This window comes from Thioalkalivibrio sulfidiphilus HL-EbGr7, assembly GCF_000021985.1.
Classification (GTDB): domain Bacteria; phylum Pseudomonadota; class Gammaproteobacteria; order Ectothiorhodospirales; family Ectothiorhodospiraceae; genus Thioalkalivibrio_A; species Thioalkalivibrio_A sulfidiphilus.
Window position 1 is genome coordinate 2329237 of record NC_011901.1, and the last position, 23161, is coordinate 2352397.

A 23161-nucleotide genomic window follows, 5' to 3' on the forward strand; every position below is an offset into this window, starting at 1 on the left:
ACACGGAGCCACTGGGGACAATCGGGGATTGATTCTCCCTGCCCCCGTGTCACCTTGAGAGAACGGTTCTTCAGCGCTCAGCAACACAACCCAGACCCCGCCCTTCAACAGGCAAAAAAAACCCCGGCCAGCGCCGGGGTCCAATGGGCTGGTATGCGCCCGATCAATCTTATCGCTGCACCTCGCCGCCCGCCGCCTTGGTAAGTGCTTCACCAATGGCATTGGGAGAGCGGCGCAGACGCATGAAGCTGTTGGCACCCATCATCTTCAGGTCCGGGAAATGCACCGCCATGCGGAAACGCATGTGCAGGGCCTCCACCTCGCCGCCGATCACCAGGATTTCATAGGGCAGGTAGGCGGTCGACTTCATGCCCTGGAAATCCACGATGGACATCTGGTGGGCATCATCCATGTGCGCGCTGGCGCCGCCCCTTGCCTGGCTCATGGAGACACCGAACACCGTCATCTGGGTGCCGGGGATATCCAGCCGGTAGACCTTGGACACACCACCGGCATTGGCCGCCAGACCGCGCTCCACGGCGGCCACCGCATCGGCGTGACTGCGATAGCTGGCCAGGCGGTAGGGATCGGTGAAGTACTCCATGCCGAAGGTGTAGTTGTAGCGCTGCAGCTGATCCGGCGGCAGGCCTGCCTCGGAGCCGAAGAACTCACGCTGACCCAGGGCGCCCGCCAGACGGGCAGACACAGAGAAAAGTTCGCCGTTCAGCCGGTAGGCGTGACGCAGGTAGATTGGATTCACATAGGCGATCTGGGTGTTGCCACTCACTTCCGTCAGCGACACCCGCAGCGGCGCGATGTAGCCGCCCCGCTCGCTGGCCGCGGCCACCTGCAGCAGCTCATCGCTGGTGACGATCAGGATATGGGCGCCATCGTAGGGCTGGTATTCGCCCACGACACGGAAACCCTGCCCTTCCAGGGCGGTGCGGGTATTGTCCAGATGCGCCGAGATGGGTCCCTCATAGACCGCGCCCAGCACGAAAGGCTTGAGGTTCTCGCCATCCTGGGCATGAACAAGGGAGAAGGACAGCAACATCCAGACACAGGCGGCCCGGACGAGCCAGGAAAACGCAGAACGGGAATGCTTCATGATTCAGACACCTCGCGGATCAAGCGGTCGGGAAACCGGCAGTCGCCCCCTCTGAAGTTGTACCTGCCGGACCAAACGAAACAACGGGGCCTCGCGGGCCCCGTTGTTGCGACGTGCCTAGAACTTCCAGGCGTAGCTCAGTTCCAGATCGAACTGATACATCTTCAGCTCGATATCCTGCATGGGGAACAACGGGTTCTCACCGCTGACCTTCTTGGTCGGAGCATACATGGCTGCGAAATTCAACTCGTTGCGCGGCCCCATCTGACGGGTAAACCCAGCCGTAAGGTGATGTTCGATGATGCCCGGAGCAAGAATATTCAACAGAACCTCGGAATCACGGATAGGCTGCTTGCCGTAGCTGTAGCCCACGCGCCAGGTCATGTCGGGGCTGGTCTGCCACTGGTAACCCAGCTTGTAGATGGTCATGTCCTTCCATCCGAAGCCAGGTCCATTATCGTCCCCAAGACACTGATTGCCAGTATTCAAGCAGATGCCGAGAGCTGGCAACATCGGATTTCCGATGGACTTCACATCGCTGTACCAGATGTGCTGGATATCAAAGAACAGGGTCGAGGAGGGAGAGACATCCCAGGCGAGACCCACGGTCACGTTGGCAGGGATATCGAAGTCACCCTGTTCTGCGAACAGGTTGTCATACTTACTGAATTCCTCGGCGAAGATCTTGGACTGATAGGACGCACCCAGACGTACACCAGGAGCGACTTCACCTTGGACTCCAAGGCGAACACCATAACCCCAGGAGCTGTCGTAACCATCTTCGACTACGCCGAAGCCACCAAGCCCCGTGGCTTTGAAACGCTGGTATGCAATGATCGGCGTGACACCCCAGGAGGCCGTATCATTGATCTTTCGTGAATAGGTGGGCGCGATAAAGAGCTGCATCAGGTCCACGCCTGCAGCACCACCGTAGAACGTGCCGCCAAACATGTCATTCGGATAGTCTGTATTCATGCCGCCATTGCCATACACGGAAATACCGATGCTGCTCTGGTCATCCAGCATACGGTTCCACCCGAAATGTGGCACGAGGAAGTAATCTGAGCGGCTGTCCACGCTGCCAGTCGCCAGCGGGAAGCCGGAGGCGGCGAGATCATCGGGATCAGGGAAAAAGTCGGGGGCGCCCATACCGGATACTGAATAACTCCGACGCGGCGAGAACAGTGCAGCACCCAGGTCAATACGGTCACCCAGAGTCACCATACCCGCAGGGTTGGTGGCAGCCGCCAGGGAATCCTGGGAGAGGGCCACACCCGCACCCGCCAGACCCTTGCTGGTGGTGCCGTAGCCATGAGAGAAGTAACCGTTGGTGGCGTTGGCCACCCCTGCAACGCCCAGCCCGGCGGCAACGGCAAACAAGACAGTCGACTGTCTGACAACCTTATGCATGAAATCCTCCTCCGATCACACGCTCAATGCGTGTCTTATTGATAAGTGAGACAGGTGCACAACCCGGCCTTTGTTGTTGTTTTTATGGCCGAGACTGAGCATCGGAGAATTCGTTCTCAGGGTCCAAACATAAAAATTAATATGCAATCAGTATTATGTATGTTAGCTATACTGATTATTAATATTTTCTAATCTCCGAATTTTCAGGATCTCTCACTGATCGTTGACGAAGCGCGAAGTCTGGCGAGACTGCCCCAAGTTCACGTCCTTGAATCGCAGAATCACGGTTTGCTTGCCTCCATTTCTCAACATTAAATGCGCTGACGCATTGGCATTCTCTGGGCTTTTCCTGTGTTACCGGGCCAGGACGCAACAACGCGAATCTCCACGCCAGCCCCCTGGGGATTGGCGTTCAGGCCCCCTTGAACACCCGATGATGCAATCTTTTCTGACTGTTTCAGTCAACGGGAGCCTGATTTGCACTAACCGATGCGGCCGCCTCCCTGCCTCACATCAGATAACCGAAGCGGCAAAGTCACCGTAGGAGCGGCGACCCCGCCGCGAACATGCCTCAGCGTGGATTTCATACGCTGCCCCAGTGTCGAACGGCGCTGCCTTTACCTGATTGACGCCGGCGCGATAAGCGCAGTGACAACGGCGCATGCAACCCATTGCAGGCTCTGGATTCCTTTCTGGCGCTGCCGATATATCCAGAATCAAGGCTGTTCGGCCCGAGGTCGAGCCTCCTACAGGCCCCAAAAGAAAGCCCCGCCGAGGGGCGGGGCTTGAGTGGCCATCCCTGGCCGCAAGACATGCTAAAGGGATCAGAAGCGATAGCCCAGGTTCACGCCGAAGGACTGCTCGGACAGGGAGATCTTGCTGCCAGGCAGCATGGGATCCGTGGCCGGCGCCTGGAAGGTCTTCTCGGGCACGTACATGTAGTGGAAGGCCAGTTCCCAGTTGCCGTCCATGTTATAGCCGGCACCCAGTGTGTAGTGGGTCTCCACCACGGCCGGCAGGATCAGGTTGCGGCTGACGTCCTCGTTGCCGATGGGTGACTTGCCGTAGTTGAAACCGGCCCGCAGGTTGAGGCGGTTGTTCACGGCCCAGTCCACGCCCAGGGCGTAGACGGTCTGGTCGTCCCAGCCCGGATCCATGGGCACGGAGATTCCGCCGGGACCGGTCACAGCCAGCTTGTCCATGGTGTCGGACCAGTTGATCCACTTCACGTCAGCGGAGACAGTCACGGCCGGTATGGCGCGGTAGGCAAGACCCAGAGCCAGCTGCTGGGGAAAATCCAGGCCCAGCTTGTAGGTGCCGGCGGGCAACGGTCCACCGCCCATCATGCTCATGTCGATGTCGCCCTGGGCCAGGTTGTACGCATGATCCCCGAACACCTGCTTGCTCTTGTAGGCAGCGCCCAGAGTGAGACGGTCGTTCACATCGAACAGCAGACCGAAGGACGCCCCAATGCCAAAGGCACTGGAAGAGCGTGACAGGTCAAAATTGTTCTCCACATCACCCAGTGCATTGATGAAGCGCTGCTTGAACGCCACGGACTGGTAATTGATGTTGAGCGAGGCGCCGAGGGTGAGGCGATCATCCACCTGCCAGGCCAGGGTCGGTGCCATCTGCCAAAGCATGACGTTGCTGTAACCATCGAATGACAGACCGGGCATGACCTCGGTTTGCGCATAGTCCACACCCATGCCCGATGTGCCGTACATGCCGCCGCCGAACCACAGGTCATCCCGCCCGTTGACCGGTGCGGTCCAGCCGATGGCCGGGATCCCGTACAGGTCCACGGAACTCTTGCCGGTCTCGCCGCCCGTGGCGGTGAAATCCACAGAGCGCTCTGGCATGAAGGCCTCCATGGAGAAGTCCGCGCGCTTGCCGATGCGGGCCATGCCGGCGGGGTTGGTGATGGCGGTCATGGCAGAGCCGGGGTTGGCGGTCACCGCGCCACCGAGGCTCTTCTGGTAGGCACCGATGCCGATGAGCTGGTAGCCGTTGGTGGCCTGGGCAACGCCCGTGGCGGCGAGGCCGGAGGCCAGGCAGATGAAGACGCCGGAGCGCCGGATGGACTGATACATTGCATTCCTCCACTGAGATTGGGGCATGGCCCCGGTTGATCATCTTGTGTTGATCGGGTTGTTGTTATGGTTATCCTGGTGCTTCAAACGAGTGTCCGAAGGAACACGCGCGGGCCTGCACCTGGCCTTAAGGAGACCAGGCAGTCGAATTCATAGAGAGAACGGCTGTGCAGGCCTGACTACAGCCACCCGACACAGAAAACCCCGCTCACGCGGGGTTTTCTGTTTGGGAACAGATCAAAGACCGACTCAGTTGTCGGCGTCGTGATCGAAGGTGCCTACCTTCTCCCCGGCCATCTGGCGGCGCACGAACTCCACGTCCTTGCCGTTGAGCGCGAACGGGAAGCTCAGGATGTCCGTGGGGCTGGAATCGCCGTAGGGACGGTTGCAGGCGGAGACCTCCTCGTCGGACTTGCCGGGGCAGCCGGAGGTCTGGAAGGGCTTGCCGGAGCTGATCAGGTCGTTCAGCTCCTTCTCGTCCAGACCGAAGTCCACCACCTGGCCCTGCTCGTTGAACTTCATGTCGTCGATGCGGCCACCGGCGTAGTCGATGATGAAGCGGGCCAGCTGCACGCGGCGCCACTGGTCACGGGGCACGGGGTTCCAGTCTTCCATAAGCGAACCCTGCTCCGGGAAGAAGGCGAACATGTGGTTGTGGCCGCCCATGTCGCGGATCTTCTGGCAGACGGCCAGGATCTCCTGCTCGGTCTCACCCATGCCGCAGATCAGGTGCGCGCCGAACTTCTCGGGGCCGAAGATCTCGGCGGCCCACTCGATGGCCTGCCAGTACTTGTCCCAGCGGTGCGGGCTGTCCACGGTCTTGCCACGGGTGCGCTCGAAGATCTCGGGGGTGACTGCATCCAGGGCCACGGTGAAGATGTCCGCGCCCTTGTCGCGCAGGTTCTTCAGGTCCTCGTAGCTCATGGTGGTGGGGTTGGAGAGGATGGACACGGGGATGTGCGGGACTTCCTTAACCCACTTCTCCAGCAGCACCACGGTGTCGTGGTCGGAGTTGGGGTGGGTGATCATGGAGATGCACATGCGCTCGAACTGGCCCTTGTCGGCGTTGTTCTTCACGCGCTCGATGACGTCGTCGTAGCGGGCAGTGGGCCAGTCCACGCGAATGAAATTGCGGTCCGCGTAGTCGCGGGCCTCTTCACGGTGACGGGCGAGGCCGCAGTAGCTGCAGTTGGCACGGCAGCCTTCAGGATAGGTCACCAGCAGGTTCAGACAGTGGGTGCAGGCGGTGCGGTGCATGGTGCCGGGCACCAGGCCCAGGGTGATGGCCGCGGCAGTGGACATCTGCACGTAGTCCGGGGAACGCATCTCCGGGGTCTTGATGTGATAGTCGGGCCGGTAGAACGTCACCGGGGAGACCATGGACTCGGCACTAGCACTCATTGTGACCTCCAGTAATCAGAAACCTAGTTCAATATTTCTCGCGAAGACGCGAGGCACGCAAAGCACATGAATCATCCACGGAATCTGCCTGCGTGCCCTGTGTCCTGTCGAGCTCACCCTTCAAGCGCTCAAGGCCATCTCAAGCGCCCTTGTTGCTGTTCATCACGAAGACTCGCGTAACGATTCCTCGCAGGTCGGGCTTCAGCCCGACGCCGGAGCCAGCCGGAGCCGCCGCTGTCGGCCTGAAGGCCGACCTACGGGATCAGGCGGTCACGGGAAGTGACGACATCTGCCGTCAAACCCAGGCATCACACCACGGCATTCTCAAAATACTCATTAAACGCAATCCAGCCCTTGCGCTGGGTGGCATCCTCGTTGGCTGCCCGGGTGCGCCAGTGCTGCGCCAGCTCATGGCGGCGCTCCACGGCGCGGCTCACGGCGGTCTCGAACTGGTCGCGCACGTCTTCCTCGTAGTCCTCGAAGGCGTCCTCGTCGCCTTCGAGCCAGGCCGCGGCGGCCTTGCCGGCCAGCTCGCCGGAGACCACGCCGGCGGCGATGCCGGCGCCGGTGATGGGATGGGTCAGGCCCGCCGCATCACCCACGAACAGCACGTCGCCCACCACCAGGTGTTCTCGCAGACCACCGACCGGGATGGCCCCGCCGGTGCGATAGAGGATCTCCTCGCCCAGCAGGCCCGCCTCCACCAGCTGACGGTGCAGACGATCCAGGGGCTCCTTCAGGTTGTCCTCCCAGCGCCGGTCGGCACCCAGGCCCAGGTTGGCCAGCTCGCCCTTGGGGAACAGCCAGGCGTATCCGCCCGGGTACTCGTCGGACAGCCAGATGTCGGTATCCGCGTAGGGCTTGAGCAGGGGCACGGTGTACTGGCGGGTCTGCACCACTACCAGGGGTTCCAGGCCCAGCTGCGCGGCCACCGGGGAATGGGGGCCGTCGGCGGCGATCAGCACCTTGTAGCGCAGCTTCACCTCGGCGTCCTCGCGGCGCACGGTGGCGATGCGGGCGTCGGCATCCAGGGCCACCAGGGGCGAACGGGTCCAGAGTTCGGCGCCCAGGCGCTCGGCCTCCCGGGCGATGGCCCGGTCGAACTCGGCCCGGTTGATCATGAGCCCGGGAAACTCGGATTCATGCACCGTGCCCGAAGGCAGGATGCTCTTCATGCCGGTGATGCGCTGCAGCAGCACCTTCTCGGCCTTGGCATAGCCGCCCATGGGGGTGGGTATGAACTCGGCGCACTGCACCGGCTCGCCCAGCACCTTGTTGCGCTCCACGGCCAGCACGCTCAGTCCGGCCTCGGCGGCGGTGCGGGCGGCGCTGGCGCCACCGGGGCCCAGGCCCACTACCAGCACGTCCACGGACCTGATGCTGTCCACCCCGGCGTTCATCTCAGGCCCTGGCCTCGCCAGCGTCAAGCGCGGCGCGGATCGCGGTGATGAAGTCCTCGGGGGTGAGCATCAGCATCTCGGCGGGATGGGCCTCGAAGAAGGCCTTCACGTTGGCCTCAAGCGCCTCGATGGGGGTGTTGCGCAACGCACCCTCCAGGTCCACCACCAGGCGCTGGGGCTTGACGAAGAAATCACCGGTGATCCACAGCTGCTTGAGCTGGTTGCGGGCCGGGTCCACGGCCACGCCCACGCGCATGGTCCCACCCTGGGAACGGGTGATGGCCTCGCGCATCGTGGCGTCAGTGGCGGGACGGTTGTGCTGGTTGATCCACTCGGGGGTGTCGATCTCGGCCAGGGCCTCCTGGAAGGCGCCCTCCTCCGCCCCGTTCATGGCATCGGCGAACTCCAGGCTCACGTCGAAGGCCCTGGCGAAGGATTCGGCCAGGCGCTTCTGCACTTCATCAAAGCTGGGCATGTTGCCGCCCAGCAGGTCCTTCAGATTCGCCACCCGATCACGGGCCGATTCGATGGCCTTGTCGGAGAGCTTCTCCGCAGGGATGCGCAGCACCCGCAGCATGCGCTCCACGTCGAAATCGATGAGCAGCGTGCCCTGGTACATGATGGAATCGCCGTCGAAGGCGCCGCCGGTGCCGGAGATCTTGCGCCCGTCCACCTCGATGTCGTTGCGCGGGCGGTAGCGGGCGTCCACGCCCAGGGCGCTGATGCCCTCGGCGGCGGCCTCGCAGATCTTGCGGGCGATGGCGCCCATGTCGGCGGTGCCCAGGAAGGCCTTGTCGAGATACAGCTCCCAGCCGATCTGGGTCTCATCGAAATAGATGGCCCCGCCGCCGGTGATGCGGCGCTGGATATCGATGCCGTGCTCGGCGCAGTAGTCGGTGCGCAGTTCCTGCTCCACGTCCTGGTGGAAGCCCAGCAGGGCGCTGGGGGTGAAGCGCAGGAAGCGCAGGGTGTGGGGCGAGGTGCCGGCCTGGTGGGATTCCAGCAGGGCGCGGTTGAGCGCCATGTTCTCGGCGGCGCGGCGCAGGCCGGTATCCAGTACCCGGAGTGTCTTGGCCTCTCTCATGGCGTCAGGTCCCGCAGCAACCGCCGGAGGCGGCCATGCCCGCACCCGCCTGGCTCACCACGCGAATGCCGCCCAGGCCCGAGGCGGACACCCGGGCCAGTTCACGGCGTTTCTTCTCTTCCGCCAGGATGGTGTTGAGGTCCAGTTCGATGCCGGAGTTGGCGCCCTCCACGGCCATCACTTCATCGCCCACGGCGATGGAGCAGCAGGCCGGCGTGACGCGGATGCGGCGCTCCAGACGCGCGGCCAGTTCCACCACGCCGTCGGAGGGATGGGCGATGCCGTTAAGACCCGCCATCACCGCGTAGGCGTCGATCTGCAGCTTGGCCTGGCCCGGCGGGCGCGCACAGCCGAGCAGCAGGGGCGTCTCCGGCAGGGCCTTGCGGGCGTCCATGAAGAAGCGGCCCACGGCCTCGGTGTCCGGGGTCACGAAGGGCCGGCTTTCCGGCGCGTAGAAGGGCATCACCACCACCAGCACCACCGCGTCGGGCAGGTGACGCTGGATCATCTCCAGCGCGTTCCACTCGCCCAGCAGGCGGCCGTAGTGCAGGCCGATGACGATGTGGGGGACCACCTTCATGTTGGTCTTGACCAGGCTTTCCAGGGTCGCCTCGAAGTCATCCACGCTGCGGCGCAGGTGGTAGACCTGGGTGATGGTGTCCTGGGAGCCGATCACATCCATCATGGCGGCGTCGATGCCCGCCTGTTCCATGGACTGGGCGATGTTGTCGTCCACCAGCGCCGTGTGCATGGCAATGCGGAAATCCGGGAACTCATCCTTGATGCGCCGGATGGTGGAATAGTAGTTGTCGTACTCCACCTCGTTGCGGTGGTTGGAGCCACCGGTGAGCAGCATGCCCTGGGCACCGTCCTCGATGATGCCGTTGACCACGCGCCACAGATCCTCGGGCGTGCGCGCCGGGATCATCGGCTCCAGGATCTTGGCCTTGCAGTGGTCGCACTGCAGTTTGCAGTCGCCGCCGGTGATGGACACGGCGGGCCAGGCGCTCTTGCCGCAGTCCTTCAGCTCGGAAGTCTGATAGGACTTGAAGGTGGGTGTGTAGAAATGCACGGGCGGGATGTCGCGCCCAGCCAGGCTCGCCCAATCGGACTCAAGGGACTGCACCAGGTCTCGATCCAGAGGCAGATCCTCCAGAGGTTCCACGTGCTGGACCAGGTCGTACCAGTTGGACATTACCGACACCCCACAACAGAATTCTTCGGTCATTCGAAAAGGCCGTCTCCACCCGGGGCGGAGACGGCCTTGAACATCACATCAAGGCCGATCAGCAGCCGCCGAAACCGTCGGCATCCATCTTGGCTTCGAAGGCGGCCAGCGCGTCAGCGCCGGTCTTCAGATCGCCGGACTCGCCGTCCCAGTCTGCGGGCTTGATCTTCACCAGCCAGCCTTCGCCGTAGGGATCTTCGTTGATCAGGCCAGGCTTGGCGGCAACGGCATCGTTGATGGCGGTGATTTCGCCGGTCACGGGGGTCTTGGCAGGACCCACCCACTTGCCGGATTCCACGGTGGCGCAGGACTTGTCCTTCTTCACTTCCTTGCCCACCTTCTTGGGGGTGTAGGACACGATCTGGCCCGCCAGGGAGCCGGCGTAGGAGGTCAGGCCCACGGTCGCGGAACCATCGCTCTCCTTACGCACCCACACGTTGTTGTCGATGCTGTACATCAGGTCTTCAGGAATATTACAACCCCGTACTGCGCCCATGCTTTCCTCCAGTACTCTTATGGATGAAACAAAAAAGAGCCGGCTCGTGATGAACCCGCCCGGTTAAAAGGTAATCAGCTTATCGCACCTCAGGATGAGGTCGGCCAGCACGCTGGCCCTCGAGACGTGATCAGCCTCCTCGATGATGTCGGCCGACTCGTCGATTTTATACCCCGGCAAAGCGGGCTGGCAAACGTGCAGGATGACCCCTGCCCGCTTGGCATCCCGAATGAAATCAATGATCTTCTTGCCCCCTTCCATGGCCACCATGTTCTCGGCCACACCCTTCTCCATGAGCTTGACGCCCTCCATGGTGAAGAAGATGTGCACCTCCACGTCCATGGAGGCCAGGATGGAACCCAGATAGAACGGTGTCGCGCAGCGATGCGGCGTGCTGGGACCGCTGGTCATGAGGAAGACCACGGTCTTTTCGTCGTTATCCAGATAATAGTCGTCTTGGGACATGTCTGCTTAGCGAAGCGTGCGCTGGCAATGGATGTCATCGCGCTGGGCGCGGGCGCAGTAGCCCTTGTGGGCCTCGTCACCGGTGACGAAACTCTCCAGGGCCTTGTCGGCGCCGTCGCTGGCCTCCACCCGCGCCACCCAGGCGTTGTACGGGTCGGAATTGAGCAGCACCGGGTTCTCCAGCACCTCGGGGTTGCCCTCGATGATCACGCAATCGATGAAATTGGGGATCGGACCGGCCCACTTGCCGCTCTCGATGGTGGCCACCGGCTTGCCGGGGGGACGACGGGTACCGGGCCGGCGCACGCGCACGTGCAGAATCTTGCCGGCGATGGTCTGGGACAGGTCAGTCATGCCCACGGTCAGGGTGCCGTCGTCCTCGCGCCGGACCCAGATCTGGTATTCGTCGTCGTAGAACAGTTCGGGATGGAATTCGCAGCCGTTGCAGTCCATGGAACTCGCTTCGGTCAGTGTCAGGGACTCACCCGCCAGCCCATCGGCGAATGCCTGTCGATTCTTATAGTCTCTACAAACAGCAACGGGGGCGGTTGCCCGCCCCCGTTGTGCGCCAGGCGTCAGATGACGCCCTTCTCCTTCAGGAAGCCAATGGAATCACTGACGTTGTCCTGAATGCCCAGCTTGCGCGGGGACAGGCCCATAGCCAGGCCCAGCAGCTGGGTGAAGTACAGCACCTTCACGCCGGTCTTGATGCCGAACTCCACCTCGGCGCGCACCTGGTGCATCTCCAGGCCGGAGTGGCAGGTGGGGCATTCGGTGGCGATCACCTCGGCGCCGGAATCCTCGGCGGCCTGCAGGATGTTCAGCACCAGCTGGGTGGAGGTGTCGGAGTCGGACAGGGTGTGGGCACCACCGCAGCAGGCGGTCTTCAGCGGGAAGTCCACGTTCACGGCACCGGCGGCACCCAGCAGGTCGTCCATGAAGTGCGGCTTGTAGCTGGACTCGGAACCGGGACCCTGGTCCTTCTCGGGGAAGATCTGGCGCGGACGGGTGTACATGCAGCCGTAGTAGTTGGCCACCTTGATACCGTTGAGGCTCTTGGTGATCTTCTGCTTGATGCCCTCGGGGCCCAGCTCTTCCATCAGCCACTCGAGCAGGTGCAGGGTACGCACGTCGCCGTTGTAGACCGGGTCATCGGCCTTCTTCGCCAGGTCCTGCACGGTCTGCATGGCCTTGGCGGAGGTGGCGGTCTCGTACTCGGCCTTCTTCAGGTTGTGGTAGCAACCGTTGCAGGGGGCCATCACCGCGTCCAGACCCATCTGCTCGCTGGCGATGGCCAGATTGCGGGCAGACAGGTAGGTCTGCAGCATGGGGTGGATGTTCTTCACCTCCATGGCGCCACAGCAGTTGTAGTCGCGCAGGTTTTCCATTTCCAGGCCCAGCGCCTTGACCAGCACGCGGGTGGACTTGTCGTAGGGGCCGCCGGAGCCTTCCAGCGCGCACCCGGGATAGTAAGCAACCTTAGCCATGAGCGGCCTCCTTCTGTTCCTGCACGTAGGCCTTGAGCACTTCACCGGTCTTGCCCCAGGACTTGGTGCGCGGGGTATGCACGGTGTTCCAGCCCATCTTGATCAGGTGGGAGATCGGCAGACCCTTCATCATGCGCAGCACGAACACCTTGAGCCAGTCCTGGATCAGGGGCTGACCGGTCTTCTTGAAGAAGTTCTGCATCACGCGGCTGTCCTCGATGCGGCCGGTCTTGTAGATCTGATCGGCGAACTCTTCATCGAAGATGGAAGACGGGGTCTTCTCGGTGATGCCTTCCTCTTCCATCCAGTGGGCCAGGGCCTTCATCACGCCTTCGGGACGCACGTCCTTGGGGCAGATGTTGGTGCACTTGTTGCACGAGACGCACTGCCAGACGATGTCCTTGTCCTTGATGATCTCTTCCTTCAGACCCAGACGGGTCAGGTAGATCCAGTAACGCGGGTTGAACTGCACGTTCTGCGCATACATGGTGCAGGAGTTGGTGCAGGAACCGCACTGCCAGCAGCGGTGCACGTTCTCGCCGCCACCCAGCTTCTGGATCTTTGCCTCGAAATCGTCGTCGTAATCCCTGATCGTGCGCGGCGCGATCATCGTGTTCCAGTGACCCGAAACGTCGACGCCGTCCACCACGAGGGACTCGTGGTTGAGAAGGCGTTCCGGCTCGATCAGCGATTTTTCATGAATAGCCATGGTTCTCTCCGAAACTCTACCTACCGGCCCTCAGGCCTAGTGAAGTGTTTTCTCGTCTGCTCCGGCCTTCCTGGCAGGCCTTTCCTCGATACCCAACAACTTGACCAGAAACTCGAGCGGGTCCTGCTTGGCACCCAGTTCTGCGTTCACCATGCCCACGCCCATGGACACCGCCTTGACGTAATCCGCATAGGCCTGTCCCTGCAACAGATCCACCAGGTACGGCAGATCCCGGTACAGGCCATCCTCGGACAGGCGCTCGGCGAACCACGCGCGTACCCCCTGGAAATCCTCGGGACGTGTCCCGATGGGGATCTCCCTCAGGGTGTCGTTGCCGCGAATGAATTCGCGCACGGCACCGGTCATGGTGCGCGTGTCCCAGACCCAGCGAGTCATCAGGGGCACGCGTTCCGGATCCCTGAAGTGCAGCAACTCCGCAGCCAGATCCCAGATGGCACGACGGGCCTTCTTGTCCGTCTCTGGAATCAGCTCGCAGAACGCATTCATGCGATCATCAAGTGGGCCTTCGCCATAGACCAGTGCCAGCACGGCATCGGACAGGGCGGCATCATCCAGGGACGCCAGGTGGGATTCCAGCTTGCGGCGGGCGGGGAAGATCACCGCCAGCAACAGCATCACGTCATCCCGGCTCAGGAACTGCGGCTTTTCCGCCGGCAGCATCCTGGCGAACAACTCGTGTTTCGAACGCAGCGCCTCCAAGAAGAACTCTATGGTGGTGCCGCGCTCCTCGATCTGTTCCAGCAACGTGCGGAACTTGCTCGAGGCAATCTCCTTGTCGAGCGTGATCTCGAGATCGGCGGCGGCGATCTCATCGCCGCCGCCGGTCTTCTGACCCTTAGCCTGCTTTCCGAACCAGAGCATGCAGGTCCGCGACGGCACGCGCACCGGCGGCGGCACCCTGGGAGATGGAGTCGTCGATCGTCTCCGGCCCATAGGTGGCACCGCAGGAGTAGATGCCCTTGCGGGTGGTGCCGCAGGTGTTGGTGTAGTGCTCGGCGCGCTCGATGAAGCCGTGCTTCTCCAGACCCACACCGAAGACACGGGAGATCTCCGGATTGTCCTCATTCGGGTCCATGCCGATGGCGTGCACCACGATGTCGAACGGGATGATGATCGGGCGCTTGACCAGGGTGTCCTCACCCTTCACCAGCAGGCGACCGTCACCGGAGGCGGTCACTTCGGCGATACGGGCCTTGACGAACTTGGTCTTGAACTCTTCCTGGGACTTCCAATAGAACTTGTCCTCGTAGAGACCGAAGGTACGGATGTCCATGTAGTAGATGAACACGTCGGTCTCGGGAGAGATTTCCTTGATCTCCATGGCCAGGTTCGCGGACACGGTGCAGCAGATCTTGGAGCACCACTCGCGGCCGATCTGACGGTCACGGGAACCCACGCAAAGCAGGATCGCCACACGCTCGGGCACACGGCCGTCGGAGGGGCAGGCGATCTTGCCGGAGGCGACCATCTGCTCCATCTGGGTGGTGGTCAGCACGTCTTCATAGGTGCCGAAGCCCCACTCGGGCTTGTTGATGGAGTCGAAGTGGGTGAAGCCGGTGGCCAGCACCACGGCACCGGCGCTGACCTTCTCGCCGTTGCTCAGGGTGGCGGTGAAGTTGCCCGCCTCGCCGTCCAGCTGGGTTACTTTGGTGCTCTTGTGCACGGTGACGTTGCCGTCCTGCTCAACGCGGCTCACCATGCGACCGATGGCATCCTTGGCCCATTCACCGGAGGGGACCAGCTTGGCGTAGCCGGAGAGGATGGGCGCGCCGCCCAGCACTTCTTCCTTCTCGACGACCACGGCCTTGTAGCCGGCAGCGGTAACGTTAGCGGCAGCGGAAAGCCCGGCAGGGCCCGCGCCGACGACCAGTACTGTGTCCTGCATTACGCCTTACCCCCATATGCAAGTTCGGGATTGTAGAGATACTCGATGTTGCCGGCCTCGACTTCCTTCAGGTATTCCTGGAAGGTCTTCTTGGCCTGATCCCAGGAGATGCCCATCTTCTCGACCAGGTCCTCGCAGGGCGAGGCATGCCACTGAAGCTGGACGATCTTGAACGGATCAGCGCCGCAGGCGAGTGCCGCGAACTGAACCTCGGCCATGATCGGAATCTGGAAGTTCTGATCGTGGGCCTTACCGATCCACTGGTTCTTGTCCATGGTGGTGACGCAGCCGGTGTCGTTGGCCAGCATCACGTCCGCATTGGCCTCTTCACGGGCCACGCGGATCTTGCGATCCATGGTGAAGGAGCGGGTGAACTCACGCTCGGAGATGATGTGACGGAAGCCGAAGCCGCAGCAGTCGTACCAGGTGGAGTAATCGATCACCTGGGCGCCCAGGGCCTGGGCGGTGGAGGTGATGATCGCGGTGCGGTTGCCGCCCAGCACGGACGGGTCGTACACCGCGTCCTCGTGCACCATCTTGTAGTAGTGGCAGGCCACGTGGGCGGTGGCACGGATGTGGGAGACGTCGATGGTCTGCAGCTCGGAGGCGATGCGGTTGCGCATCACGTGCACCCACTCGGAGTAGTGGATCAGCTCTTCCGGGATGACCAGCTTGCCGTCCACCAGGCGACCCAGCTTGCCCAGGATCTTGGTGACCTTCTCGCGCAGTTCGGCGGACTCAACCAAGTACTTGCGGATCTCCTTGTAGTTGCCGAAGGAGGTGCCACAGTGGATCAGCGGGTAGAAGTGACCCAGTTCGAAACCGTGCTGCTTGCCGGACACGTAGGCCTGGTGGAAGTTACGCAGGAACACCGCGGCCAGGGACTCCACGTTGCCGATACCGGAACCGTGGTAGTTCCAGGCGGTGCAGGAGGTCTGGTCGGTCTCGTCCAGGTAGTCCTTGCCGGGCACGAAGCCGAACTTGTTCATGAACCACAGCAGGGAGGTGGGGTAACCGGGGATGTTGCCGCACTGGCCGCAGGACTTGTGGTGCCACAACTGCTTGGTGGGGACCTTCTTGTCCCAGCCGAACAGGGTCTTCACCGACTGCGGCTCATGCTGATCGCCGATGCGGTGGATGATGATCTGGCCATCCTTCTCGAGCTCGTACATGTGCTCGCGGATGTCGTCCATGCGGTCACCCAGGTCGACGGTGCGGCGGTCGACGTGCTTGCGCACCCAGTCGGTGGCGCGCACGGCGTCTTCCTTGGACAGGTCGGTGGCCTGGAAGAAGGACCCGTGACCGGCGATGCCCTGACCGTCGGTGTTGTGGAAGCCGGGCTTCATGGCGCCGGCGCCGGCACCCTCACCGGAGGTGTTGTGGTTGCCAGGGGTCTGGTCTGTCGGTTTCATATTCGGTTCTCCTCGTACGCTCGGATGTTTCAGCCGAACAAAGTGTCAGGTCAGGCAACGGCTCAATCGTCGTCGTCTTCTTCCTGCTCTTCGAGCCAGTCCTCGTAGTCTTCACGCTTCTCGTCGATGAAGTCCTCGATCACGTCGAAGAGGTTCTCGTCCATCAGCTCCAGGGACTTCAGCACACCGGTCATCTCCCAGATGGTGTACATCTCCACGGAGGTCTTGAGGGACACTTCCCAGGCCGTTTCCACGGTCTGCAGGGTCTTCACGGGGATGGCCTTGCGCAGGATGCGCAGATCGCCTTCCACCTTCTGGATGTTCGGACCCCAGTCCGGGAAGTGGTCCGGCTGGATCATGTCGGGGGAGAGCTGGTTGCCGGTGGTGATCAGCTTGAGCATCACGCGGCCGAAGGGGCGCAGCACGTCCTTGGCGGACTGCATCTCGTGCTTGATGGCCACCTCGCGCATGATGGCCACCAGGCCACCGGGGGAGTTCTTGAAGGGGCAACGGGCCGCACAGGTCATGCACTGGGCACAGGCCCAGATCTTTTCCTGCATGGCGTCATAGATCTGCTCGACGTTCTCGGTCCACAGCAGCTGCACGATCTCACGGGGGGAGTAGTCGTAGAACTGAGCTGAGGGGCACGTTGCGGTGCAGATCCCACAGTTCAGGCAGCCGTTCAATTCGTGGTCGTAACGGAAGTCGCCACGAATGTCATCATAGATCTGCTGCATCTCGGCATAAGTTGCCATTTTCACACCTCGCTGGCAGAAATCAGTGCTCGATTAAAACCCTAGCGTTTAAGTCAACTTTTGGGTTTCGACGAGTATAGATCAGGAATTCGGACCCGGACTATTGCCCACAGTCGCGCCGTCGTTATTAAGTTCGATCGGGTATCTTCAAGCCACTCCGGGGACCCGGAGAAGCACACTTGCCTGGTGCCTGAAAGGTCCATCCGGTCGGCCCTCTTGCGGGTCGAGGGCCAGACCGGACGACCCTGAAGAAGAATCCTTGCGGATCAGCCCTTCTTCATCAGGAAGTAGAACTTGCCGCCTTCCTCACGGTGCTCCATCAGCTCGTTGCCGGTCTGCTTGGCGAAGGCCTCGAAGTCCTTCACAGCGCCCGGGTCGGTGGCGATGATGTGCAGCACCTGGCCGCTGCTCAGGGAGGCCAGGGCCTTCTTGGCGCGCAGGATCGGCAGGGGGCAGTTCAGGCCGGAGGCATCGAGTTCCTGATCGAAATTAGCCATGTTTCCAATCTCCTTAGTTTTTAAGGTTAATTATTGGGACTTCTTCACTCGGCACACAAGGCAAAGCTTATATTCTTATATTCAGGGGTCATCAAACTACAGGCCTATGACGCCCCCAAACCACTCAAAAATTTTTATGGACGTACCAGCTTAGCTTATTCCGGCGGCCATTGCAGGGGATTCATCCAGGTTTGCCACGGGCAGTCCGGACCCGGCCCACCCCATGATGCCGCCACGCAGATTGTAGACCTCGTCCAGACCGTGCTGGGCCAGGAATGCGCAGGCCTGGGCCGAGCGTGCGCCGCTCTGGCAATAGATGACCAAAGGCGTATCGCCACCCAGTTCCTGTACCCTCAGGGGCAGCAGATGCAGGGGCAAGGCCTCGGCGCCGGGGATCACGCCCCGGGCAGTCTCCGCCGGGGTGCGCACGTCCAGCAAGCGGAAGCCGTGGCCGGTGTCCTGCCACTGGCGCAGCGTGGCGGTATCGATTTCCTTGAAGCCGTACATGTGACCTCCTCAGATATCACGGGTCCCGGCACGGTCCGGCCGGGGGGCTTGCCCATAAAATCTGGCCCATAAAATCTGGCGTTGGGCGCAGCACCATAATAATATTTAAATATTCTACTTGGCCCTGGGCCTCCGAGTCTAGGCATCAGGTATTACAGGACCCCGACCGTGGAACGGATTGTCCGCGCCACGGTCTTATCTGTCGGTGTCTGGCGTGGTAAGGTTCCGGCGCTTTCGCGCACCGACTTCAACTGCTTTATGGAGAGTGAAGCCTTGGATAAGAGTAATTTTTCCGTCGACACCCAGTACGCGATCACCCTGAAGGATGAGAGCGGCAAGCTGCGTCCGGCCAACATCTATGTGTACCGCCTGTACGACGACTTCATGATCGCCCGGCGTACCAGCGGCAACCAGACCGGTATGCTGTTCAAGATCGCCTACGAGAACATCACCAAGGTCGTCAAGACCATCCCCGTGCAGGACAAGAAGCGCTTCATGCTGCCCGAGGCCGTGCTCAACCAGAAGGTCTGGGCCACCCGTGACACCATGATGGCCTACTCCTCCGCCCCGGGCCTGGGCAAGTAATTCACTTGCCGGACGAACCGGCTGGCCAGGGATCGGCCTTCCCGTCTCGATGCTAATCACCCGACGCCCGCCCGCCCTCCTCACGCTGCTGATCCTGGCGCTGGTCTGGCTGTCATGGCCCGCACGGGCCGAACTGAACCTGCCGGAGATGGGCGACCCCTCCTCCGCACTGATTTCACCCGGCCAGGAGCAGCAACTGGGCCGCACCCTGTTGCGCGAGGTGCGCCGCACCCTGCCCCTGGACCATGACCCGCTGATCAACAGCTACGTGCAGTCCCTGGGCCAGAGACTGGTCTCCAGCACCCCCGACGCACATCCCTATTTCAGCTTCCTGGTGGTGGACGATCCACGCATCAACGCCTTCGCCATGCCCGGGGGCATCATCGGCCTGAATACCGGCATGATCAGCGCCGCGCGCAACGAGGCAGAGGTGGCCGCGGTCATCGCCCATGAAATCGCCCACGTAACCCAGCGCCACCTGGCGCGCATGTACGCGGGCAGCTCGCGCATCGACCTGGCCACGGGGCTGGCGGTGCTGGCGGGCATCATCGCCTCCGCCTACGACCCCAACGTGGGACAGGCGGCCATCATCGGTGGCCTGGCCGCCGGCACCCAGGCGCGCATCAACCACACCCGGGCCAACGAACAGGAGGCCGACCGCATCGGCATCGCCATCCTGGCCGCGGCGGAGTACGACCCCCGCGCCATGCCCGGCTTCTTCGAACGCATGATGATGCTGAGCCGCGCCAACCCGGACAGCGTGCCCGAATTCCTGCGTACCCACCCGGTGACCGCCAACCGCCTGAGTGACAGCCAGTCCCGCGCCGAGCAATACCCCAGGGACGGCTACCGGGAAGACTCTCTGGAATTCCGCGTCATCCAGGCCCGGATCAACGCCCGCCAGGATCCCGGCCAGACGATCGCCGAACACACCCGCGGGCGCGACCAGGACGACCCGGTGAGCCGCTACGGCTACGCCACCGCCCTGCTCGCCCGTGGCGACACCCAGGGCGCTGCCCGGGCCCTGGATGGCCTGAATGACGAACAGATCCCCCGGGTGGCCCTCAACCTGCTGCAGGCGGAGATCGCCCAGCGGGACAACCGCCCAGAAGAAGCCGTGAGGATCCTCGCCCGGCTCAACGAGCTCTATCCGCGCCACCTGCCCGTGGTGCATCACTACGCCGATGCCCTGCTGCTGACCGGCGAGCCCCTCATGGCCATGACGGTGATCGACAGCCTGCTCAACGAGGGCCGCGAGGAACCCGGCCTGCTGCACCTCAGGGCCCGAGCGGCAGACCAGGCCGGGCAGCGGGCCGTCAGCCAGGAGACCATGGCCGAGTACTACTTCTATCTGGGCCAGTACGGTGAATCCCTGCACCAGCTGGAGCTGGCCCTTCAGGCCCCGGACCTGACCCCCTTCGTGGAAGAGCGGATCCGCAGCAAGCGCGACATCGTGCGCACCTGGATCCGCTGACAGTCCCTCCCGTCCCTCGCCCCATAAAACACAAGAAATTCAGCAATATCTAATATATTCGCCAGGTCTTGCCATGCCCGGCGAAATGGGTACCCTTAACCGTCGTCTTGCATCGACCCGCCCGCGCGGCACCGCTCAGCAAGGCGTTGAAACCCCAGGCAGACAGGCCGAGCGTCAGCAGTCCATCGCCCGCACCTCCTCGCAGTCCGGTCGTCCCACCGGTTTCAGACCATCCGGAAGGTCATTACTCAAAATCCATTTCAGTCTGGAGTCCAAACATGAACAGCAAGCGTCGTGTATTTCTGAAGGGCACCCTGGCCGCCAGCGCCGTGGGCGTCGCCGTGGGCGCGGGCATGCTCGCCCCCCGTACCGTCCTGGCCGCATGGCCCGAATCCGCCTTCGGTCCCCGTTCCGTCTCTGACGCCATCAAGAACGCCATGGGCTCCGACTCCATGTCCGCCGGCGACATCAGCATCCAGGCCCCCGACATCGCCGAGAACGGCGCCGTGGTGCCCATCACCGTGGAAACCGGCATGAGCGGCGTCACCGACATCGCCATCCTGGCCGCCACCGCCAACGCCCCCCTGACCTCCAGCTACAAGCTCGGCGAGGGCGCCAAGCCCTTCGTCTCCACCCGTATCAAGATGGGTGAGACCTCCGACATCATCGCTGTGGTCAAGGCCAACGGCCGGCTCTACAACGCCTCCAAGGAAGTCAAGGTCACCATCGGCGGCTGCGGCGGCTAAGCCCCCCACCGACACCTTGATTGCCTAACGACTATTTGAAGGAGACATACCATGTCCAGCATTCGTGTACGTGCTCAGCTCGCCGGCGACACCACCACCGTGCGTGCCCTGATGAGCCACCCCATGGAGACCGGCCAGCGCAAGAACAAGGCCGGTGAGCCTATCCCCGCCCACTACATCAAGGAAGTGGTCGCCGAGGTCAAGGGCAAGAACGTGCTGACCGCCTACTGGGGTCCGGCCATCTCCCGCAACCCCTACCTGTCGTTCCAGTTCACCGGCGCCGCCGCCGGCGACACCCTGAAGATCTCCTGGGTCGACAACAAGGGCGAGGCCGATTCCACCGAAGTCCAGGTGGGCTAAGTCTCAAACCCCAAAGCCGGGTCCCGAAAGGGGCCCGGCTTTTTGTTTAAGCCGCAGGCGCGCCCGATGGAATAGCCCGCGGGCTTCGAACGTCCTTACGTGGATGAGCGCAGAGGCCGTATTCCCCGGTATACTCACGCTCCGCCAGATAAAACAGATTTCACTACACAATTCATTCGCCCGATCAAACGCAAGCCTGGAGGACAATCCATGAACCTTTCCCGCCGAGAATTCCTGCAGGTGCTGGCCGCTGCCAGTGCCGCCGGCTTCAGCCTCACCGGCTGCGGCAACGGCTCAGAGCAGGCCGCCAATGGCGTGCGCACGGCGACGGGGCCGAGCAACCCCTACGAGCTGGCCCCCTTCGGCAATGTCAGCATCCTGCACTACACCGACTGCCACGGTCAGCTGCTGCCCATCTACTTCCGCGAACCCAACATCAACCTGGGCGTGGGCGAGATGAACGGCCGTCCTCCGCATATCGTGGGCACGCGCTTCCTCGAGTACTACAACATTGACCACCCCAGCCTCTGGTCCCACGCCTACACCTTCCTGGACTTCGTGGAACTGGCCGAGAAATACGGCAAGGTGGGCGGCTTTGCCCATTTCGCCACCCTGCTCAAGAACGTGCGTGCCCAGCGTCCAGGCGCCCTGCTGCTTGACGGCGGCGACACCTGGGGCGGCGGCTCCGGCACCGGCCTGTGGACCAACGCCCAGGACATGGTAGACATCCAGAAGATGATCGGCGTGGATGTCATGACCGGTCACTGGGAGTACACCTTCGGCGCCCAGCGCGTGCAGGAGATCGTGGAGAACGACTTCGCCGGCCACATCGACTTCGTGGCCCAGAACGTGGTCGACGCCGACTGGGGCGAGCGCATCTTCAAGCCCTACGTGATCAAGAACCAGAACGGCGTGAACGTGGCCGTGATCGGTCAGTCCTTCCCCTACACCCCCATCGCCAACCCCCGTCACATGGTGGAAGGCTGGTCCTTCGGCATCCGCCACAACCAGATGCAGGAAGTCGTCAATGAGGCCCGCGCCGAGGGCGCCGAGGTGGTGGTGGTGCTGTCCCACAACGGCATGGACGTGGACATCAAGATGGCCAGCCTGGTGGACGGCATCGACGCCATCATGGGCGGCCACACCCACGACGCCGTGCCCAGGCCGCTGGAGGTCAAGAGCCCCAATGGCCACACCTGCCTGGTCACCAACGCCGGCTCCAACACCAAGTTCCTGGGCGTGCTGGATCTGGACGTGCGCGGCGGCAAGATCCAGGGCTACAAGTACAAGCTGCTGCCCGTGTTCGCCAACCTGATCGAGCCGGACCGCGAAGTGGCCGACTACATCAGCAACATGCGCAACCAGACGGTCACCTACGACGGCGAGACCTTCAACATGCAGGAAAAGCTGTCCGAGGAACTGGCCGAAGCCGAAGACCTGCTGTACCGCCGCGGCAACTTCAACGGCACCTTCGACCAGGTGATCTGCGATGCGCTGATCGAGCAGGTGGACGCCGAGATCGCCTTCTCCCCGGGCTTCCGCTGGGGCACCACCGTGCTGCCGGGCCAGAAGATCACCTTCGAGCACGTCATGGACCAGACCGGCCTGACCTACCCCGCCGTGACCCGCAATGCCATGTCCGGCGAGATGCTCAAGACCATCCTCGAGGACGTGGCCGACAACCTGTTCAACGAAGACCCCTTCCTGCAGCAGGGCGGCGACATGGTGCGCGTGGGCGGCCTGAAGTACGCCATCGACCCCACCAAGCGCATCGGCGAGCGCATCACCGACATGGAGCTCAACGGCAAGCCCATCGACCCCAGCAAGTCCTACGTGGTGGCCGGCTGGGCCAGCGTCTCCGAGGAACCCCCGGGCGACACCGGCCGCAAGATCTGGGACGTGACCGCCGAATACCTGCGTGATCACAAGAGCATCCGCGTGAGCGAGCTCAACACCCCCGTGATCCGCGGCATGGACGGCAACCTGGGTCTGGAAAAGTAATCAGGCCTTCCCCGCAAGGGGATCAAAAAAGCCCCGC

At 62.5% G+C, this 23161-nt stretch carries 23 protein-coding genes; 5 read left to right on the forward strand and 18 right to left on the reverse strand.

Translation table 11 applies throughout. From position 1 onward, the window contains the following. Positions 1-169: 169 nt before the first annotated feature. The 18 genes from TGR7_RS11015 to TGR7_RS11100 form a co-directional block, all read right to left on the reverse strand. Positions 170-1108, reverse strand: coding sequence for a DUF302 domain-containing protein (locus TGR7_RS11015; protein WP_012638759.1), 939 nt, complete (start codon positions 1106-1108; stop codon positions 170-172). 117 nt (positions 1109-1225) lie between these two features. Continuing rightward, positions 1226-2518 (reverse strand): OmpP1/FadL family transporter, encoded by a 1293-nt coding sequence (locus TGR7_RS11020; RefSeq protein WP_012638760.1) that lies wholly within the window; start codon positions 2516-2518, stop codon positions 1226-1228. A gap of 824 nt (positions 2519-3342) precedes the next feature. Then, positions 3343-4611, reverse strand: a complete 1269-nt coding sequence (locus tag TGR7_RS11025; protein WP_012638761.1) for an OmpP1/FadL family transporter — start codon at positions 4609-4611, stop codon at positions 3343-3345. 249 nt (positions 4612-4860) lie between these two features. After that, positions 4861-6012: a radical SAM protein gene (locus tag TGR7_RS11030; protein WP_012638762.1), complete on the reverse strand. Its 1152-nt coding sequence runs from the start codon at positions 6010-6012 to the stop codon at positions 4861-4863. A 308-nt stretch (positions 6013-6320) separates the two neighbouring features. Next, positions 6321-7412, reverse strand: coding sequence for a geranylgeranyl reductase family protein (locus TGR7_RS11035; protein ID WP_012638763.1), 1092 nt, complete (start codon positions 7410-7412; stop codon positions 6321-6323). 1 nt (position 7413) lies between these two features. Then, positions 7414-8496 (reverse strand): lipoate--protein ligase family protein, encoded by a 1083-nt coding sequence (locus tag TGR7_RS11040; protein WP_012638764.1) that lies wholly within the window; start codon positions 8494-8496, stop codon positions 7414-7416. A 4-nt stretch (positions 8497-8500) separates the two neighbouring features. Next, a complete protein-coding gene (locus tag TGR7_RS11045) occupies positions 8501-9691 on the reverse strand; it encodes a radical SAM protein (RefSeq protein ID WP_041441689.1) in 1191 nt (396 codons plus the stop codon). Positions 9692-9782: 91 nt separating this feature from the next. Continuing rightward, positions 9783-10220 (reverse strand): glycine cleavage system protein H, encoded by a 438-nt coding sequence (locus TGR7_RS11050; protein ID WP_012638766.1) that lies wholly within the window; start codon positions 10218-10220, stop codon positions 9783-9785. 63 nt (positions 10221-10283) lie between these two features. Beyond that, entirely contained in the window at positions 10284-10685 is a 402-nt protein-coding gene (locus tag TGR7_RS11055) for a DsrE family protein (RefSeq protein ID WP_012638767.1), read from the reverse strand. A gap of 6 nt (positions 10686-10691) precedes the next feature. Next, positions 10692-11138 (reverse strand): biotin/lipoyl attachment domain-containing protein, encoded by a 447-nt coding sequence (locus TGR7_RS11060; RefSeq protein ID WP_012638768.1) that lies wholly within the window; start codon positions 11136-11138, stop codon positions 10692-10694. A 122-nt stretch (positions 11139-11260) separates the two neighbouring features. After that, positions 11261-12172 (reverse strand): CoB--CoM heterodisulfide reductase iron-sulfur subunit B family protein, encoded by a 912-nt coding sequence (locus TGR7_RS11065; RefSeq protein ID WP_012638769.1) that lies wholly within the window; start codon positions 12170-12172, stop codon positions 11261-11263. Next, positions 12165-12881 carry a 4Fe-4S dicluster domain-containing protein gene (locus TGR7_RS11070; RefSeq protein ID WP_012638770.1) on the reverse strand — a complete coding sequence of 239 codons (717 nt, stop codon included), beginning with the start codon at positions 12879-12881 and terminating at the stop codon, positions 12165-12167. Before TGR7_RS11070 ends, TGR7_RS11065 begins: the two co-directional genes overlap by 8 nt. A gap of 36 nt (positions 12882-12917) precedes the next feature. Next, the gene (locus TGR7_RS11075) at positions 12918-13763 is read right to left on the reverse strand and encodes a hypothetical protein (RefSeq protein WP_012638771.1); all 846 of its coding nucleotides are present in this window, start codon (positions 13761-13763) and stop codon (positions 12918-12920) included. Continuing rightward, positions 13738-14787 (reverse strand): CoB--CoM heterodisulfide reductase iron-sulfur subunit A family protein, encoded by a 1050-nt coding sequence (locus TGR7_RS11080; protein WP_012638772.1) that lies wholly within the window; start codon positions 14785-14787, stop codon positions 13738-13740. The genes TGR7_RS11075 and TGR7_RS11080 overlap by 26 nt, the downstream gene beginning before the upstream one ends. Continuing rightward, entirely contained in the window at positions 14787-16199 is a 1413-nt protein-coding gene (locus TGR7_RS11085; protein WP_012638773.1) for a heterodisulfide reductase-related iron-sulfur binding cluster, read from the reverse strand. Before TGR7_RS11085 ends, TGR7_RS11080 begins: the two co-directional genes overlap by 1 nt. Before the next feature lie 62 nt (positions 16200-16261). Beyond that, complete coding sequence (locus tag TGR7_RS11090) at positions 16262-16936, reverse strand: 4Fe-4S dicluster domain-containing protein (protein ID WP_018953007.1); 675 nt, start codon at positions 16934-16936, stop codon at positions 16262-16264. 284 nt (positions 16937-17220) lie between these two features. Continuing rightward, the gene (locus TGR7_RS11095) at positions 17221-17451 is read right to left on the reverse strand and encodes a sulfurtransferase TusA family protein (RefSeq protein WP_012638775.1); all 231 of its coding nucleotides are present in this window, start codon (positions 17449-17451) and stop codon (positions 17221-17223) included. A 150-nt stretch (positions 17452-17601) separates the two neighbouring features. Next, on the reverse strand, positions 17602-17958 hold the full coding sequence (locus TGR7_RS11100; protein WP_012638776.1) for a rhodanese-like domain-containing protein: 357 nt from the start codon (positions 17956-17958) through the stop codon (positions 17602-17604). A gap of 273 nt (positions 17959-18231) precedes the next feature. On the opposite strand from TGR7_RS11100, the gene TGR7_RS11105 reads away from it, so the two are divergent. The 5 genes from TGR7_RS11105 to soxB all read left to right on the forward strand — a co-directional run bounded on the left by TGR7_RS11105 (position 18232) and on the right by soxB (position 23124). Then, positions 18232-18543, forward strand: coding sequence for a hypothetical protein (locus tag TGR7_RS11105; protein ID WP_148211497.1), 312 nt, complete (start codon positions 18232-18234; stop codon positions 18541-18543). 49 nt (positions 18544-18592) lie between these two features. Then, positions 18593-20017, forward strand: a complete 1425-nt coding sequence (locus tag TGR7_RS11110; protein ID WP_012638778.1) for a beta-barrel assembly-enhancing protease — start codon at positions 18593-18595, stop codon at positions 20015-20017. Between the two features lie 278 nt (positions 20018-20295). Further along, on the forward strand, positions 20296-20763 hold the full coding sequence (soxY, locus tag TGR7_RS11115; RefSeq protein WP_012636630.1) for a thiosulfate oxidation carrier protein SoxY: 468 nt from the start codon (positions 20296-20298) through the stop codon (positions 20761-20763). A gap of 51 nt (positions 20764-20814) precedes the next feature. Continuing rightward, positions 20815-21123, forward strand: coding sequence for a thiosulfate oxidation carrier complex protein SoxZ (gene soxZ, locus TGR7_RS11120; protein WP_012636629.1), 309 nt, complete (start codon positions 20815-20817; stop codon positions 21121-21123). Between the two features lie 210 nt (positions 21124-21333). Further along, positions 21334-23124, forward strand: a complete 1791-nt coding sequence (gene soxB / locus TGR7_RS11125; protein WP_012638779.1) for a thiosulfohydrolase SoxB — start codon at positions 21334-21336, stop codon at positions 23122-23124. The last annotated feature ends 37 nt before the right edge of the window (positions 23125-23161 follow it).

Coding starts and splice junctions, on each gene's coding strand:
- TGR7_RS11015 (WP_012638759.1), bottom strand. CDS start 1,108: ATGAAGCATTCCCGTTCTGCGTTTTCCTGGCTCGTCCGGGCCGCCTGT.
- TGR7_RS11020 (WP_012638760.1), bottom strand. CDS start 2,518: ATGCATAAGGTTGTCAGACAGTCGACTGTCTTGTTTGCCGTTGCCGCC.
- TGR7_RS11025 (WP_012638761.1), bottom strand. CDS start 4,611: ATGTATCAGTCCATCCGGCGCTCCGGCGTCTTCATCTGCCTGGCCTCC.
- TGR7_RS11030 (WP_012638762.1), bottom strand. CDS start 6,012: ATGAGTGCTAGTGCCGAGTCCATGGTCTCCCCGGTGACGTTCTACCGG.
- TGR7_RS11035 (WP_012638763.1), bottom strand. CDS start 7,412: ATGAACGCCGGGGTGGACAGCATCAGGTCCGTGGACGTGCTGGTAGTG.
- TGR7_RS11040 (WP_012638764.1), bottom strand. CDS start 8,496: ATGAGAGAGGCCAAGACACTCCGGGTACTGGATACCGGCCTGCGCCGC.
- TGR7_RS11045 (WP_041441689.1), bottom strand. CDS start 9,691: ATGTCCAACTGGTACGACCTGGTCCAGCACGTGGAACCTCTGGAGGAT.
- TGR7_RS11050 (WP_012638766.1), bottom strand. CDS start 10,220: ATGGGCGCAGTACGGGGTTGTAATATTCCTGAAGACCTGATGTACAGC.
- TGR7_RS11055 (WP_012638767.1), bottom strand. CDS start 10,685: ATGTCCCAAGACGACTATTATCTGGATAACGACGAAAAGACCGTGGTC.
- TGR7_RS11060 (WP_012638768.1), bottom strand. CDS start 11,138: ATGGACTGCAACGGCTGCGAATTCCATCCCGAACTGTTCTACGACGAC.
- TGR7_RS11065 (WP_012638769.1), bottom strand. CDS start 12,172: ATGGCTAAGGTTGCTTACTATCCCGGGTGCGCGCTGGAAGGCTCCGGC.
- TGR7_RS11070 (WP_012638770.1), bottom strand. CDS start 12,881: ATGGCTATTCATGAAAAATCGCTGATCGAGCCGGAACGCCTTCTCAAC.
- TGR7_RS11075 (WP_012638771.1), bottom strand. CDS start 13,763: ATGCTCTGGTTCGGAAAGCAGGCTAAGGGTCAGAAGACCGGCGGCGGC.
- TGR7_RS11080 (WP_012638772.1), bottom strand. CDS start 14,787: ATGCAGGACACAGTACTGGTCGTCGGCGCGGGCCCTGCCGGGCTTTCC.
- TGR7_RS11085 (WP_012638773.1), bottom strand. CDS start 16,199: ATGAAACCGACAGACCAGACCCCTGGCAACCACAACACCTCCGGTGAG.
- TGR7_RS11090 (WP_018953007.1), bottom strand. CDS start 16,936: ATGCAGCAGATCTATGATGACATTCGTGGCGACTTCCGTTACGACCAC.
- TGR7_RS11095 (WP_012638775.1), bottom strand. CDS start 17,451: ATGGCTAATTTCGATCAGGAACTCGATGCCTCCGGCCTGAACTGCCCC.
- TGR7_RS11100 (WP_012638776.1), bottom strand. CDS start 17,958: ATGTACGGCTTCAAGGAAATCGATACCGCCACGCTGCGCCAGTGGCAG.
- TGR7_RS11110 (WP_012638778.1), top strand. CDS start 18,593: ATGCTAATCACCCGACGCCCGCCCGCCCTCCTCACGCTGCTGATCCTG.
- soxY (WP_012636630.1), top strand. CDS start 20,296: ATGAACAGCAAGCGTCGTGTATTTCTGAAGGGCACCCTGGCCGCCAGC.
- soxZ (WP_012636629.1), top strand. CDS start 20,815: ATGTCCAGCATTCGTGTACGTGCTCAGCTCGCCGGCGACACCACCACC.
- soxB (WP_012638779.1), top strand. CDS start 21,334: ATGAACCTTTCCCGCCGAGAATTCCTGCAGGTGCTGGCCGCTGCCAGT.